Origin of the sequence: Streptomyces caniferus (assembly GCF_009811555.1) — a bacterium.
Taxonomy (GTDB): Bacteria; Actinomycetota; Actinomycetes; order Streptomycetales; family Streptomycetaceae; genus Streptomyces; species Streptomyces caniferus.
Genome location: NZ_BLIN01000005.1, coordinates 3,239,003 through 3,252,911 on the forward strand (window position 1 = coordinate 3,239,003; position 13,909 = coordinate 3,252,911).

Sequence of the window (13,909 nt, forward strand, 5' to 3'; positions counted from 1 at the left end):
GACCGTCATGCCGCAAGCGGTAACAACCTGCTAGGGGGACACCGTGGCGCTGAAGCCCGAGCCGACCGCGCCGTTCCATTCGGTGCAGTACGCCCTTCGCGTGCTCGAAACGATCTCCCGGCACGCCGATGGCGTGACCGACGCGCAGATCGCCCGCGAAACGGGCCTGCCCCCGGGCCAGCTCGCCCACATGCTGTCGATGCTCCGGCGCGAGGGCTATGTCGAGCAGATCGCCGACGGGGCCTATGTCGTCGGCGCCTCGCTCCTGCTGCTGGGCACGGGCGGCGACCGCGACCAGGCCCTGCGCGACAAGCTCCAGCTCACCCTCGACCACCTGCGCGACTCGGTCGGCGCGGCGGTCTACATCAGCCGGTACATCGACGGCGAGGTGAAGATCCTCCACTACGCCGACGGACCGCTGGCCCCCAAGGTCAACGAGTGGGCGGAGTTCCACCGCACGGCGCACGCCAGCGCGGTCGGCAAATGCCTGCTGGCGCAGCTCGACCACGACGGCCGCAAGGACCACCTCTCCCGCCACAAGACCGCCCGGCTCACCTCCCGGACGATCACCAATGAGAAGGTCCTGTTCCACAAGCTCGACAGCCAGCCGCCTACGGTCCCCGTCCTCGACCTGCAGGAGTACGCCGTCGGCACGGTCTGCGCGGCCGTACCGATCACCGCCGGCGCGACGGTCGGGTGCCTCGCCCTCTCCATGCCGCTGGAGCACGCCCACCGTCTGCGCCAGGCCGCCGACGCCCTGAACCGGCAGGCCGCTCCGGTGCTGCTGTCGCTGGCGATCTGAGCCGGGGCGCGCGGCGGGCCGCGATCCCGGCGGGTACGGCAGGCACGGCCGGGACCGGCCGGCGCCACCCGTCGCCCTCCCCCGCCGCCGTGGTCATGAGCACCCCTCTCGACCAGGTAGTATTTCTTTCGTCAGCGCGCGCCGCTAGCTCAGTTGGTTAGAGCAGCTGACTCTTAATCAGCGGGTCCGGGGTTCGAGTCCCTGGCGGCGCACGTAACAAGTGGGCGTTTCCGGTTCTCCGGGGACGCCCACTTTGTGTTGTCGGGACGGACGCGGACCCGGAGACGGATTGCCGAGCCGGGCCCAGGTCACCGGTCCAGGAGAGCGGCCCGGTCGTGAGCGCGGTACAGCGCCAGCAGTGCGGACCGGTCCTCGGCGGTGAACGGGCGGTAGGCGCTGCCCGCGGGGACGGCGGGCGCGGGGCCAGCCGAGGTCACCGGGGACCACCAGACCGGATCCGGGCACCGGAACCCGGCCCGCCGCAGCGCGACCCGATGCACCTTGTGGGTGGCGGTCACCGGCAGCGCGTCCATGGTCCGTACGAACCGGGGTGCCATCTTCGTGCCCAGGTCGGGCTGGGCCGCGAGAAAGGCCACGAAGTCGTCCGGGTCGAACACGGCACCGTCCCGCAGCGCCAGGGCCGCCATGACCTGGTCCCCGGCTACGGGGTCGGGCACCGCGTACACGGCCACGCCGGCGGCCGGGGCGTACCGGGCGAGGATGTTCTCGATCATCGCGGCGGCCAGATTCTCGCTGTCGACCCGCAGCCGGTCGTCGGTGCGCCCGACGAAGTGGAAGAACCCCTCGGTGTCCCGGAAGAAGAGGTCACCGGTCCAGTACCAGCCAGCGCCGACCCGGCCTTCGCCCCGGCCGCGGGTGCGGGCGGCGGTCGCCTCGGCATTGCGCCAGTAGCCCTCGAAGGAGCTGCGGCCGCGGTTGACCAGCTCCCCTATCGCCCAGTCCCCGTTGAGCAGCCGGCCGGCCGGATCGAGGCGGCCGCGCGGCAGCTCGTCGCCGGTCTCCGGGTCGACGACGGCGAGATCGCCTCCGGGGGCGGGCCGGCCGATGGCGCCGGGCGGGGTGTCCGGTGTGCGCTGGATCGCGGCGCCGCCCTCGGAGGAGCCGTACCCCTCGGTCAGGCGGACGCCGAACCGTTCGGCGAAGCGGGCGGCGTCGACGGAGCCCGCCTCGGTGCCGAACCCGCGGCGCAGCGGGTGGTCCCGGTCGTCGGGGGCGGGCGGGGTGGCCAGCAGGTACTGCACGGCCCGGCCGACGTAGGTGAAGTAGGTGGCCCCGTAGCGGCGTACGTCGGGGAGGAAGGCGGAGGCCGAGAAGCGGGGGCGCAGTGCCACGGCGGCGCCGCGGGCGAGCGCCGGGGCCCAGCCGGCGATCACGGCGTTGCCGTGGAACATCGGCATACAGAGGTAGTGGACGTCGTCCCGGCGCACCCCGAGCTGCCCGGCGAGCGCATGCCCGGCGGCGGCCAGCCGGCCCTGGGTGCACACGGCGGCCTTGGGCGCGCCCGTGGAGCCGGAGGTGAAGTAGAGCAGCATCCGGGAGGCCGGCGTCGGGGTGCACAGGGCACCGCGGCCGGCCGCGATCTCGCCGGGCGTCGCGCCCTCGTACGGCCCGAGGAGTTCCCGGTAGGCCGGGTCGTCCACGACGAGGATCCGCTCGGGCGGGAGGGGGAGGCCGGGGCCGGCGAGCAGCGGCAGCAGGGCACGTTCGGTGATCAGCAGCGCGCAGTCGGTATGGCCGATGTCGCGGGCGAGCTCCGGTCCGCGGCGGGTGGGGTTGATCCCGGCGACCGCGGCCCCGGCGAGCGCCGCCGCGCTCAGCCACAGCGGGTACTCGGGCACATTGCCGAGCAGCACCCCGAGGTGCGGCGGTGCGCCCCGCGGCAGCAGCTCGCCCAGCAGCGCTGCCCGCGCGGCCGCGCCACCCGCCAGCTCGTGATGGGTGAGGACGAGGTCCCCGTACTTCGCCCCCGCCCGGTGGTCGCCCCACTGCGCCTGTACGAGCTCCGCGACGGTGGCGGCGCCCGAACTGCCCTGCGCGCTGGTGCCGTTGACTGCCATGGCGTCGCAGGGTAGCTGACGTAGCGTCAGATGTGGAGCGGGTGGGGTGATGGGCCGGACCACGGGGCCCTTCAGGGGGAAATCGGGGCCTCCCCGGGGGGAAAGGCGGGGAGGCCCCGTGGGGCGAGGGGCGTGCCGTGCCCCGGCGCCCGGCGGGCGTCAGGAGAGGTCGACGTCCGAGCAGGCGTAGAAGGCGTTGCCCGTGTCGGCGATGTTCCAGACGCCGAGGATGAGGTGGCGGCCGGACTTCTGGGTGGGGACGGTGCCCTGGTGCTGGACGGTTTCGCCCGGCCGGGCGCCGCCCATGGGAACGGTCATGAACGGCTGGGGCTCCAGGTCGGCACGGGTGAGCGGCTTGCCGGGGTCGTAGCCGTCCTTGGTGATGAAGTACTCGAAGTCGGTGGTGGCATGCCGTGCGGTCAGCCGCCAGGTGAAGGTGTAGCCCTGCCCCGCGGAGAGCTTGGTGCCGGGCCAGTTGCCGCCGCGCGGGTCGTCCAGCTGGGCGAAGTTCTCGTGCCCACCGGAACAGATCCTGCCGTCCGCCGGGCCGGCGGCCGGGAAGCCCTTGGGGCCCTCGACGCTCTGCGGTTCGTACTGGATCGCACCGCAGTCCTTGACGGTGCCCTTGGCGCAGAGCGCCTGCCGACTGGGGGGTGCGTCGCTGTAGCCGTGACTGGAGGCGCTGCCGGTCGAGAGCAGGGAGACGCCGAGGACGCCCAGGCCGATCACGGCAGCACTGATCTTTTTGCGCATGCTTCGCTCCTGAAGAACGTGGGGGAGTTCCGTGCCGGAGAAATGCAGTGCACTGCGATGCCGAGCGTGCGGTCTAGACCAAGTGGCAGAGTAAGCGGGCGGCGTTGGGCATGTCCATACCAATGACCGGCCGCGCCCGGCCCCTTGCCGGGAGCGGAGCGGCGACGATGCGGGCCGGGCCATGGCACGGCCCTGGTCGGGGGCGCGTCAGGCGGCCGCCGTGAGCGGGGCCGTGGTGGGGCGGGCGGCGGCCTGCACGAGAGCGGTGTAGGTGCGGCGGAGGGCGATCAGGGACTCCTGGGCCTCGCGGTAGACGGCGGCGTCGGGGCCGCCGCGGTGGGCGAGGGTGCGTACGGGTGCGCAATGGCGGTCCATCGCGCTCAGCCAGGCACGGTGCTGCGCCGGGAGATGGCGGCGCAGCAACTGGCGCCTGCCCTCACCCATCCGGCGTCCGCCGATGCCCAGCACCGCCTCGGCCGCCTGGAGGACCGGCGGCTCCAGCGCGCCCTGTTCGGCGAGCGCACCGAGCACCGCACGCTGCTGCGGCGTGGCCGGCGCGGCCGTCAGATCCGTCGCCTCGGCGAGGAGCTGGGCGCGCAGCGCATGCTGGACACGGACCAGTCGGCGCAGCGCCGTCGGGGTGGAGGAGTCGTCGGGCGACCGGCCCGCAAGGGTTTCTGCGAGCCGGAAGAGCCAGATCCCGTGCGCCTCCAGGCGGGTCGCGGCCAGCATCAACCGGTCCAGCCGGCTGAGCGGCTGCCCCTCCGGGGCCCAGCGGACGATCGGCACGAGCACCTCGGTGCGGGCCAGTTGATCGATGGGGATGTGGCGGCGGGGTTTGCGCTCGGGCACCCAGTTGTGGAGCGCGAGGGTGGGCAGGGCGACGAACTGATCATGGTCGATACGGTGCGCGACCGCCGCCCACAGGTCGAGGAACGCCTCGTCGGCGACCTCGCGAGCGGCCGGAGCCTGCGGGTCGAGACCACACCAGCCGCAGGAGACCGCGATCACCGCGATCCGCATGGCAGCGGCCTCCGCGTTGCGCAGGGAGAGGCGGGAGACCCGTTGCCGCAGGGCGGACAACTCCCCGGCACGGTGCGCTCGTTCGACGAGCGCGACGGCGGCCGCACGGTCGGGCGCGACGGCGGCCGTGCGCGCCATGGCGTCCAGCCGGGTCCAGGTTCCGATCATGGAACGGACGGGCGGCCGCTCGGGCAGAAAGCCGTGGGTGCAGGGGTCGTGCGGGGAGGCGGTGGCGGCGGGGCCGGTGGGGGTGGATGGGGTGGATGGGGTGGATGGGGTGGACCCGGTGGCCGACGGTATGCCGGGGGTGGGGTCCGGTGTGCGGGGCGGCGTTACGGGGCTGTTCCCCGTAACGGCGGAGGGGCCGGCCGCCTCGGCGCGTATACCGGCGCCGGGAGCGGTCGCCGGCGCAGCCGTGGGTCCGGTCGCGCCCGTGCGTGCGGTCGGGCTCGTGGAGCCGGTCGATGCCCCGGCCCCGCCCGCGGTCGCCCGCCTGGCCGCGGGGACGTCCGCAGCCCCGGCCGCACCTCCGGTCACAGGTATGGCGGCAGCCGCAGTCACAACCGCCGCCGCATCCCTCGTCGCGGTCGTGGTCGCGCTGGTGCCGGTCGTCGCGCTCGTCGTGGTGCTCGTGGTCGTGGTCATGATCGCCCTGTCCCCCATCAGCACTTCCCGGCGAACAGCCGGGCCAGGTGGGTGTCCATGTCGAGGTAGCGGTCCTCCTGGCCGGGCGGAACGATCGCCGCGGTCTGCTCCAGCCAGGCGGTCAGCTCGATCGCGCGCACCGACAGTTCGCACACGCTGTCATCGGTGGACAGCTCGATGTGTACGCGGCGCGAGGCACCCGGTCGGCGGAAGGGCCACACCCGTACGTCGCCCTCGCCTGCTTCGTCGTACAGCCCCGCCAGCAGCAGATCACGGGCGAACAGCCAGGTGGCCACCTTCTGGCCACGACTGAGGAACGCGACCTCGACCTCGAACGGACGGTCACTGCGATAGCTGAACCGGCCGGCCACCGGAACTGCTTCGTCCGGCCCGAGGAGGAGCTGCATCTCGAGGGTGCGCTTGGCTGTCGACACCATGACGATCAACCTTTCCGACGGAGGGGCGAGTCCCGGGGACCCGGTCCGGGGCGCGCGTCCTGGCAGACGTTGCTGTGGAGGGTGGGGTTGCAAGACAGGGAGGAGGAGTGACGGACGCCATGGCCCGGCACCCTCCGGGCGTGTTCAGTTCTTTCGTCCCGACGTTCGCCTCAGCCTCTCAACCGGTAGGAGATATCGCATGTTGACGGGGCAACTGATGGCCTACCGCCATGGACCCGGTGAAATCGATCCTCACAGATCAATGCGGACGAGTTGTCGGCCGAAGGTCCACAGAGCAAGGGACTTTTGCCCCATATGGGGTGCCCGCTCATGAGATAGGGCCCACCGGCCGACCGTCGGCACGAGTGGTCCGGATCACATGGGCCGAGCGCGTGAGCGGCTCGGCCGGGGGTACGGAGCACCCCTGGAGTTCGTGTAAAGTTCTTCAGGTCAGCGCGCGCCGCTAGCTCAGTTGGTTAGAGCAGCTGACTCTTAATCAGCGGGTCCGGGGTTCGAGTCCCTGGCGGCGCACGTAGGACTGAGGCCCCTCGCCATGCGGGGGGCCTCAGTCGTGCGGTCGGCCGGATGGATGACCGGCCCCGCCCTGCGGTTGCGGTGGCGCCCCCCAGGGCCAGAGACCTGCCCCCGCCCTCCACGCCCACGCCCGGCACCCGCCCTTCGCGTCGCCGGACGGCAGCCGATTTCCTTGCGATCACAAACGGTAATGACGCGATCGCACACCGATTCACCCGTCGACCGCCTCCGCCTTTCCCTCCGCGGACCCCTTCCCCGAAGCACCGCTGTTTCGCCGCCCCGCCCCTCTCGGACTCCACCCCCGGACTCGCCGGGCCCACCCGCGATCGGCGGCCACCCACCCGGCCCCCCATCCGGTGACGACCCCATTACAGAGGGCATCGATATCCCGGCGTCGTCACCCAGGGACGGGATACTCCAGGCACTCCCTCGCCGGCGGTCGCCAATGAGGACGGCCGGACGGCGATTCCCCGGGTAATGGCCACAGCTTCGGCCAAATCGGTGTACGCGGAGGTAACTTCAGCAGAGGCGGCAATCGGGCCGAACTCCCCACGGATCCGCCCCGCACCCGCCCCGTCGGCAAATTCCCCCGGGCGTCGGCCACTGTCGTACCCACGAGACCATCAAGTGGCTTGACCTGCCCGTTCGTTCAGGTCGCGACGCCTTGCACACCCTCCACTCCAGCATCCCGGAAATGCCTCGGCGGGCGGTTCGCCTTTGCCGGTTGAAGGAGGGGTGACGTGGGCAATAACGCTACGGGGCGACCTCTTTACGCGCTGGATTGCTCCGGGCACCCAGAGCTAGCCCGCCGCAGCTATTGCACCGATATCCGTTGACAGCAGGAAATTTGGCGGCAGTTCCGTATCAAAGATGATGCGCCCCGCGCCACCTGCGACCCCGTCTTGCGCACTCTTGTACACAATTCCCTGGACAACTCTTGCCATCACGACGGCTGTTAGGGACCCTGACCTGGTAACTCGGTGAAATGAGGGCCGCATCCAGCCGAGTGGGACCAGTCGGGCACGCCGGATGGCGTGATGTGAACACGGGGAAATCGCCGCTTGGCAGGATCGCGGCAGCGTTGCATACGCAACCGGAAGGTGGCTGCCACCATCTGACGGTGCAGGCGGCCGACATCAGAGCGCCCGAGTCGGCCGCGGGGGACCGCGGACTCGGGCCATCAGCGAGACGGCACGCAGCCAGTGTTGCGTGCGGGGGGATGGACTCATGACGTCGCCGCCTGACGGCTCCCGGCCGCAGCGCCCGTACGACCCGTCGGACACGACGCGCCTGCGGGTGCCGCGCCAGCACTGGCAGCGGCGGATGCAGCGCCAGCACTGGCAGCGGCGGATGCAGCGCAAGCCGCTGCCCCGCTATGACTACGAGCACTACAGCCGGCTGGCCGGACCGCTCACCCGGCCCGACCCGGACAAGCCCTACAAGGTCCGCTACCGCTCGCTGCTCGCCGACGAACCGCACCGGATACGCGCGGCCCTGCTGCTCGGCGCCGCGCCTCTGGTGTCGTTCGGGCTGCTGGTCTGGCTGATGCAGCCGAGCCACTGGACCGAACGCGACTACCCCGCCTACGACTTCCTTCCGACGCTGGACGTCGTCATGCTGGTCTCGATCGGGCTGATCGAGCTCTTCCGGTGCATGAACGTGCTGTCCAACGCGCATGCCACCCTCGTCGCCCGCGATCCCGTCCCGGTCATTCCCGAGAGCGGCACCCGCGTCGCCTTCCTCACCTCGTTCGTGCCGGGCAAGGAACCCCTCGCCATGGTGACGAAGACGCTGGAGGCGGCGGTCAAGATCCGCCATCGCGGTCTGCTGCACGTCTGGCTGCTCGACGAGGGCGACGACCCCGAGGTCAAGGAAGTCTGCCGGCGTCTGGGCGTCCACCACTTCAGCCGCAAGGGCGTCCCGGAGTGGAACCGGGCCAAGGGCCCGCACCGCGCCAAGACCAAGCACGGCAACTACAACGCCTGGCTGCAGGCACACGGCGACGCCTACGACTACTTCGCCTCCGTCGACACCGACCACGTCCCGCTGCCCAACTACCTGGAGCGGATGCTGGGCTTCTTCCGCGACCCGGACGTCGGCTTCGTCATCGGCCCGCAGGTGTACGGCAACTACGACACCTTCGTCACCAAGGCCGCCGAGTCGCAGCAGTTCCTCTTCCATGCGCTGATCCAGCGGGCCGGCAACCGCTATGGCGCGCCGATGTTCGTCGGCACCTCCAACGCCGTACGCATCAGCGCGCTGAAGCAGATCGGCGGGCTGTACGACTCGATCACCGAGGACATGGCGACCGGCTTCGAGATGCACCGGCACCGCAACCCACGGACCGGCCAGAAGTGGCGTTCCGTCTACACCCCGGACGTGCTCGCGGTCGGCGAGGGCCCGACGGCCTGGACCGACTTCTTCACCCAGCAGCTGCGCTGGTCGCGCGGGACCTACGAGACGATCCTCAAGCAGTTCTGGAAGGCGCCGTTCACGCTGCCGGCGGGCCGCCTCTTCAACTACAGCATGATGGTGATCTTCTACCCGATGTCGGCCCTGAACTGGATCCTGGCGGCGCTCAGTTGTGCGCTGTTCCTGGGGCTGGGCGCATCGGGTGTGGAGATCGATCCTGCGGTGTGGATGATGCTCTACGGCAATGCCTCGGCGCTGCAGATCGGCCTGTACATCTGGAACCGTCGGCACAACGTCTCGCCGCACGAGCCGGAGGGCTCCGGCGGGGTCGCCGGCATGGTGATGTCCGCGCTGTCCGCGCCGATCTACGCCCGGTCGCTGTTCGACACGGTGCTGCGCCGCAAGAGCAAGTTCGTGGTCACGCCCAAGGGCGACTCCTCCAGCCCGGACACCCTCTTCGGGACGTTCCGGGTGCACCTCTTCTTCCTTCTCGTCTTCGGGGGCTCGCTGGGTGCCTCGTTCGTACTGGGCCACAGCCATCCGGCGATGGTCACCTGGGCCACGCTCGCGATGCTGATCACCGCCGCGCCGATCATCGCCTGGCGGATGGGCGTACGGGACGAGATGCGGAAGCGGAGGGAGGCGGCTGCCGCCACCGGGGGCGCCGCCGCCGGGGATGCGGTCACCGGGAGTGCCGCCACCGGTGCCACGACCGCCGTCGGCGCCGCCACCGGTGCCGGGGCCGGGCCCGCCGCCGCTCCAGCCGCCGGTCAGCCGGCCACCCCGGCCGCCGGCCGTCCCGCGGCCCTTGACCAAGCCACCGGACAGGGCCCTGACCAGGCCCGTGGCCAGGCCGCCGACCCGGCCCTGACCGCCGAACAGACCCTGCAGATCGCCCTTGGGGGACGTCACACATGAAGTACCGTCCGAGCCGTCGCACCCGCAGAGTGACGATAGCGGCGGCCGTGGTGCTCGCGCTGGCCGCGATGAACGGGCCGGCCCTCTACGGCTTCGCTTCGGAGCAGTACCACCAGTACGAGATCAACAAGCCCGAGTACAAGGCGGCGAACGGCCACTGGGACGTCGTCAACGTGCCGGACAAGTACCGCATCAACACCATCCACGCGGCCCTGCTGCACACCGGGAAGGTGCTGCTGGTCGCGGGCTCGGGCAACAACGCGGCGAACTTCAGGGCCAAGTCGTTCCGTACGGTCCTGTGGGATCCGGAGAAGAACACCTTCACGAACATCCCCACGCCCAAGGACCTCTTCTGCTCCGGGCACACCCAGCTCCCGGACGGCAAGCTGCTGGTGGCCGGCGGCACCCAGCGCTACGAGAAGCTCAACGGCGATGTGAAGAAGGCCGGCGGCCTCATGATCGTCTACAACGAGAATCCGGACGCCCCGAAGACGTTCCCGGCCGGCACCCTGTTCACCGGCAAGAAGAACGGCAAGACCTTCGCCTCCAAGGACCCGGTCGTGGTGCCGCGGGCGAAGAAGGTCACCGACCGGAGGACCGGCAAGGTCACCGTGGTGCACAGTGAGGCCCGGGTCTACGTCGAGGCCCTCAAGGACGGCCCCTCCCACTCCACGGGCGCCCAGGACAACTACCGGATCCACGGCCTGACCGGCGCGGACGCCCATAACTTCTACGGCATCGCGCAGAAGCTGTCCTTCGACAAGAAGGACTTCCAGGGGATCAAGGACTCCTTCGAGTTCGACCCGGTGGCCGAGCGCTACATGCCCGTGGACCCGATGAACGAGGCGCGCTGGTACCCGACGCTCACCACCCTGCAGGACGGCAAGGTCCTCTCCGTCTCCGGGCTGGACGAGATCGGGCAGGTCGTCCCCGGCAAGCAGGAGATCTACGACCCGAAGACGAAGAAGTGGCACTACCTGCCCAAGCGGCGCTTCTTCCCGACCTACCCGGCGCTCTTCCTCACCGACCAGGGCCGGATCTTCTACACCGGCTCCAACGCCGGCTACGGCCCGGACAACATCGGCCGCACCCCCGGTATCTGGGACCTGAAGTCCAACAAGTTCCAGGTCGTGCCCGGGATGAGCGACCCGAAGATCCTGGAGACATCGATGTCGGTGCTGCTGCCGCCGGCCCAGGAGCAGCGGTACATGGTGCTGGGCGGGGGCGGCGTCGGCGAGGACCCCAAGTCCACGGACAAGACCCGCATCGTGGATCTGCACGCCCCGTCGCCGCGCTTCAAGGACGGGCCCCCGCTGTATGCGAAGGCCCGCTACCCGAGCAGCGTGATCATGCCGGACGACACCGTGCTGACCACGAACGGCTCCGGTGACTACCGCGGCCGCAGCGACTCCAACATCCTCAAGGCGGAGCTGTACGACCCGGCGACCAACTCCGCCCGCCAGGTGGCCGACCCGCTGGTGGGCCGCAACTACCACTCCGGTGCGCTGCTGCTGCCCGACGGCCGGGTGATGACCTTCGGCTCGGACTCCCTCTACGCCGACAAGGACAACACCAAGCCGGGCGTCTTCCAGCAGCAGATCGACCTCTACACCCCGCCGTACCTCTACCGGAAGTCGCGCCCCGAGCTGACGGACAAGGGCCCCCGGACGCTCTCCCTCGGCAGCAGCGCGACGTACGGCTCCTCGCACGCTTCCGGCATCAAGAAGATGCGGCTGATGCGCCCCGGCTCGTTCACCCATGTCACCAACGTCGAACAGCGCTCGATCGCGCTGGACTTCACGGTGACGAAGGGCGGGGACGGGGTGACGGTCACCCTGCCCAAGGACCCGTCGCTGGTGCCGCCCGGCTGGTACATGCTGAACGCGGTGGACGGGAAGGGGACACCGTCCAAGGCGGTGTGGGTGAAGGTCGCGGCGGGGCGTGGGTAGCGGGTAGCGGGTAGCGGCGGACAAGGCCGCCGGGGCTCGGGTCATTCCCGGGTTCCCCGCGGTTCCGTGGGGAACCCGGGTCCCTTCAGCCGTGACGGCGGTCGGTCGCGGTCGCCGTCACGACGGGCGGGTGGACGCGGGGCAGCGATCGCCGTCGCGCGTCCGGCGTCATTCCGCGCTGCGCGCCAGTCCCAGGGCGTACTCGGGCCACCAGGTGCCGGCCTTGGGGCCGCCCTTGCAGGTGCCGTCCGACTCTCCGGGGCGTTTGATCCACAGATAGGCAGCCACCTGAGGGTCCTCGGTCTTGGTGGTGGGCGGGGTGCCCAGGGCGCGGCCGGGCGGGTTGCACCAGTTCTCCGGGTCGTCGCCGCCGGGGGCCGGGCCGTTGCCGTTGCGGCTGGTGTCGATGACGAAGTGCTTGCCGCCGACCATGGCGGACAGCCGCTTGCCGTACTTCGTGTTCTCCGCGGTGGTCTGGTAGTTGGAGATGTTCAGCGCGAAGCCGTCGGCGCGGTCGATGCCCGCCCGCTTGAGGGGCTCGACCATCTGGCCCGGGTCCTTGATCCAGTGCGGATTGCCGGCGTCCAGATAGACCTTGGTGTGCGGCAGCGCCTTGAGCTTGCCGACCGCCTCCGTCAGCAGGGCGTAGCGCTCCTCGTGGAACTGCTGCGGAGTGCACTTGTCCGCGATGTGCGGGAGCGCGTCGGGCTCCAGGATGACGGTGGTGGCGCGGTCGCCGATGCCTTTGAGTACGCCGTCCAGCCAGGACCGGTACGCGTTGCCGTCGGCGGCGCCGCCCTGGGAGTAGCGGCCGCAGTCGCGGTGCGGGATGTTGTAGAGAACGAGCAGCGCCTCACGGTCGGCCTTGGCGGCGGCCTGGGTGAAACCGCGCGCCTCCCCCTCCGGATCGTCGACACCTATCCACTCCGCGACCGGCTGCGCCGCGATCCTGTTGGCCAGGCGGGCGTCCGCGGCCTTGCCGTCGTCGCCGTAAGCGGAGACCTGGCGGGCCGCCTTGCTGTCCGGGTTGACCCAGAACGGTGCGACGGACTTGGGGCGCTGGCCCGGTTTGGCCGGTACGCCGTCGCCGTCGCCGGACGAGGAGCAGCCGGCGAGCAGCAGCAGCGCCAGCGCCCCCACGGCCGCCGTGGCCGATGCGGTCCTGGCCTGCGCGGTGCGCCGCCGGCCGTCGCGGGTCCCGTCCGGCGGACCGACCCCGGCCATCCGTCGCAGATCGCCGTACATCCACTCCCCCTCGAACATCGGTCACGGCCGGCGGGGACCGTCGGCCACCACCCATCGTGGCACACGGCCAACCGCCGCGGTCGGCCTGTGGATTGGCTGTCCACAGGCTGCTAAGACGCTTGACGAACGGCGTTCATGATGGTTCAGCCGTCCTCGGTGTCCGCCCTCTGAAGGGACGTCAAGTGGGCCGACACCACGACGACGTTCGCGGACCCGCCGTCGCGCACCCGACCCCCGGCGCGGCCGCGGCCGCCGGCGTCGACGATCAGCCGGAGCTCGGAACGGCCCCGGTCGCGCGCGGCGTAGGCCTTGCGCGCGTCGAAGCGGCCGCGGCCGTAGAGCTGGACGTCCTCGACGGCGAAGCGTGCGGTACTGCCGTCGGAGCGCTGGATGTCCACCCGCTCCCCCGGCTTGAGGGCGGTCAGACGGTGGACGACGGTCCACCGGGCGCGCGGGTCGCGGCCGGCGCCGGTCCGGCCCACGAGCAGCGCCGCGCCCGCCTCACCCGGCCGCGGCCCTGCGGCGTACCAGCCGAAGAGGTCCGGGGCCGTGTCCGGGGGCGGGGTGAGGATGCCGTGCTCGTCGAGACCGCGTGCGGCGATGCCGCCCTCCCGTATACCGAGTGCGTCGATGGTGATGCGGACGGGCTCCGCGTTCACGGTGGCGGGCACCGGGGCGTGCGCGTGCGGAGGCACCTGGCGGCCCAACGGGCGCCCGGCGGCGGCGACATCCCCGGTCGTGGCGAGCTGCGCGGCCACCCCGTCCGCCAGGTCTCTGCCCCACAACCACAGGCCCAGCAACAGCACGGCCCAGGCCACGCCGGCGAGGAGCTTTCCGGGGGTGGAGCCTGGGTGGTGACTGCGGCTGGTGCCGTGGGGGCTGGTGGCCGGGGTGGGGACCGTGGCGGCTCTCCCGCGGGTGTGGAGGTCGGCGGCGGCGTGCGGGCTCGCGTGGGAGTGAGTGTCCGGTGAGGCGAGAGAGCTGAGAGTGCCACGAGGGCTGGAGGCGGGGGGTGCGCCGGACGTACCGCTCACCGCCCTCGCGCCGGTGGCAGCGGCCGTGCCATGGATGCCGGCCCTGCCGCCGGTGCCGGACAGGGCGGGCACCCCGGCC

9 protein-coding genes and 2 tRNA genes are annotated in these 13,909 nt (G+C 71.2%); 5 read left to right on the forward strand and 6 right to left on the reverse strand.

Going from position 1 to position 13,909, the window contains the following annotated elements; translation table 11 throughout:
- Positions 1-43 precede the first annotated feature (43 nt).
- Together Scani_RS30700 and Scani_RS30705 are read left to right on the forward strand one after the other, a co-directional pair.
- Positions 44-802, forward strand: coding sequence for an IclR family transcriptional regulator (locus Scani_RS30700; RefSeq protein WP_159481026.1), 759 nt, complete (start codon positions 44-46; stop codon positions 800-802).
- 138 nt (positions 803-940) lie between these two features.
- Positions 941-1,014: transfer RNA gene (locus Scani_RS30705), tRNA-Lys, on the forward strand.
- A gap of 96 nt (positions 1,015-1,110) precedes the next feature.
- Here Scani_RS30705 and Scani_RS30710 read toward each other — a convergent pair.
- From Scani_RS30710 to Scani_RS30725, 4 genes are all read right to left on the reverse strand, one after another.
- On the reverse strand, positions 1,111-2,880 hold the full coding sequence (locus tag Scani_RS30710; RefSeq protein WP_159481027.1) for an AMP-binding protein: 1,770 nt from the start codon (positions 2,878-2,880) through the stop codon (positions 1,111-1,113).
- A 159-nt stretch (positions 2,881-3,039) separates the two neighbouring features.
- Positions 3,040-3,633 (reverse strand): lytic polysaccharide monooxygenase auxiliary activity family 9 protein, encoded by a 594-nt coding sequence (locus tag Scani_RS30715; RefSeq protein ID WP_159481028.1) that lies wholly within the window; start codon positions 3,631-3,633, stop codon positions 3,040-3,042.
- A 207-nt stretch (positions 3,634-3,840) separates the two neighbouring features.
- Positions 3,841-4,824: a hypothetical protein gene (locus tag Scani_RS30720; RefSeq protein ID WP_246296243.1), complete on the reverse strand. Its 984-nt coding sequence runs from the start codon at positions 4,822-4,824 to the stop codon at positions 3,841-3,843.
- 494 nt (positions 4,825-5,318) lie between these two features.
- The gene (locus tag Scani_RS30725) at positions 5,319-5,738 is read right to left on the reverse strand and encodes an SsgA family sporulation/cell division regulator (protein ID WP_246296245.1); all 420 of its coding nucleotides are present in this window, start codon (positions 5,736-5,738) and stop codon (positions 5,319-5,321) included.
- A gap of 457 nt (positions 5,739-6,195) precedes the next feature.
- On the opposite strand from Scani_RS30725, the gene Scani_RS30730 reads away from it, so the two are divergent.
- The 3 genes from Scani_RS30730 to glxA all read left to right on the forward strand — a co-directional run bounded on the left by Scani_RS30730 (position 6,196) and on the right by glxA (position 11,551).
- A tRNA-Lys gene (locus Scani_RS30730) sits at positions 6,196-6,269 on the forward strand.
- A 1,230-nt stretch (positions 6,270-7,499) separates the two neighbouring features.
- On the forward strand, positions 7,500-9,602 hold the full coding sequence (locus Scani_RS30735; protein ID WP_159481029.1) for a glycosyltransferase family 2 protein: 2,103 nt from the start codon (positions 7,500-7,502) through the stop codon (positions 9,600-9,602).
- Positions 9,599-11,551, forward strand: a complete 1,953-nt coding sequence (glxA, locus tag Scani_RS30740) for a radical copper oxidase GlxA (RefSeq protein ID WP_159481030.1) — start codon at positions 9,599-9,601, stop codon at positions 11,549-11,551. The genes Scani_RS30735 and glxA overlap by 4 nt, the downstream gene beginning before the upstream one ends.
- Before the next feature lie 168 nt (positions 11,552-11,719).
- On the opposite strand, the gene Scani_RS30745 is transcribed toward glxA, so the two are convergent.
- Both Scani_RS30745 and Scani_RS41290 read right to left on the reverse strand, forming a co-directional pair.
- Positions 11,720-12,796, reverse strand: a complete 1,077-nt coding sequence (locus Scani_RS30745) for a glycoside hydrolase family 6 protein (RefSeq protein WP_159481031.1) — start codon at positions 12,794-12,796, stop codon at positions 11,720-11,722.
- A 143-nt stretch (positions 12,797-12,939) separates the two neighbouring features.
- Positions 12,940-13,614 carry a class F sortase gene (locus Scani_RS41290; RefSeq protein ID WP_159482471.1) on the reverse strand — a complete coding sequence of 225 codons (675 nt, stop codon included), beginning with the start codon at positions 13,612-13,614 and terminating at the stop codon, positions 12,940-12,942.
- Positions 13,615-13,909: the final 295 nt, after the last annotated feature.

Bases quoted from the DNA above. Each gene is read 5' to 3' on its own strand.
- Scani_RS30715 (WP_159481028.1), bottom strand. From the start codon at position 3,633: ATGCGCAAAAAGATCAGTGCTGCCGTGATCGGCCTGGGCGTCCTCGGC.
- Scani_RS30725 (WP_246296245.1), bottom strand. From the start codon at position 5,738: ATGGTGTCGACAGCCAAGCGCACCCTCGAGATGCAGCTCCTCCTCGGG.
- Scani_RS30735 (WP_159481029.1), top strand. From the start codon at position 7,500: ATGACGTCGCCGCCTGACGGCTCCCGGCCGCAGCGCCCGTACGACCCG.
- Scani_RS30745 (WP_159481031.1), bottom strand. From the start codon at position 12,796: ATGTACGGCGATCTGCGACGGATGGCCGGGGTCGGTCCGCCGGACGGG.
- glxA (WP_159481030.1), top strand. From the start codon at position 9,599: ATGAAGTACCGTCCGAGCCGTCGCACCCGCAGAGTGACGATAGCGGCG.
- Scani_RS30710 (WP_159481027.1), bottom strand. From the start codon at position 2,880: ATGGCAGTCAACGGCACCAGCGCGCAGGGCAGTTCGGGCGCCGCCACC.
- Scani_RS30720 (WP_246296243.1), bottom strand. From the start codon at position 4,824: ATGATCGGAACCTGGACCCGGCTGGACGCCATGGCGCGCACGGCCGCC.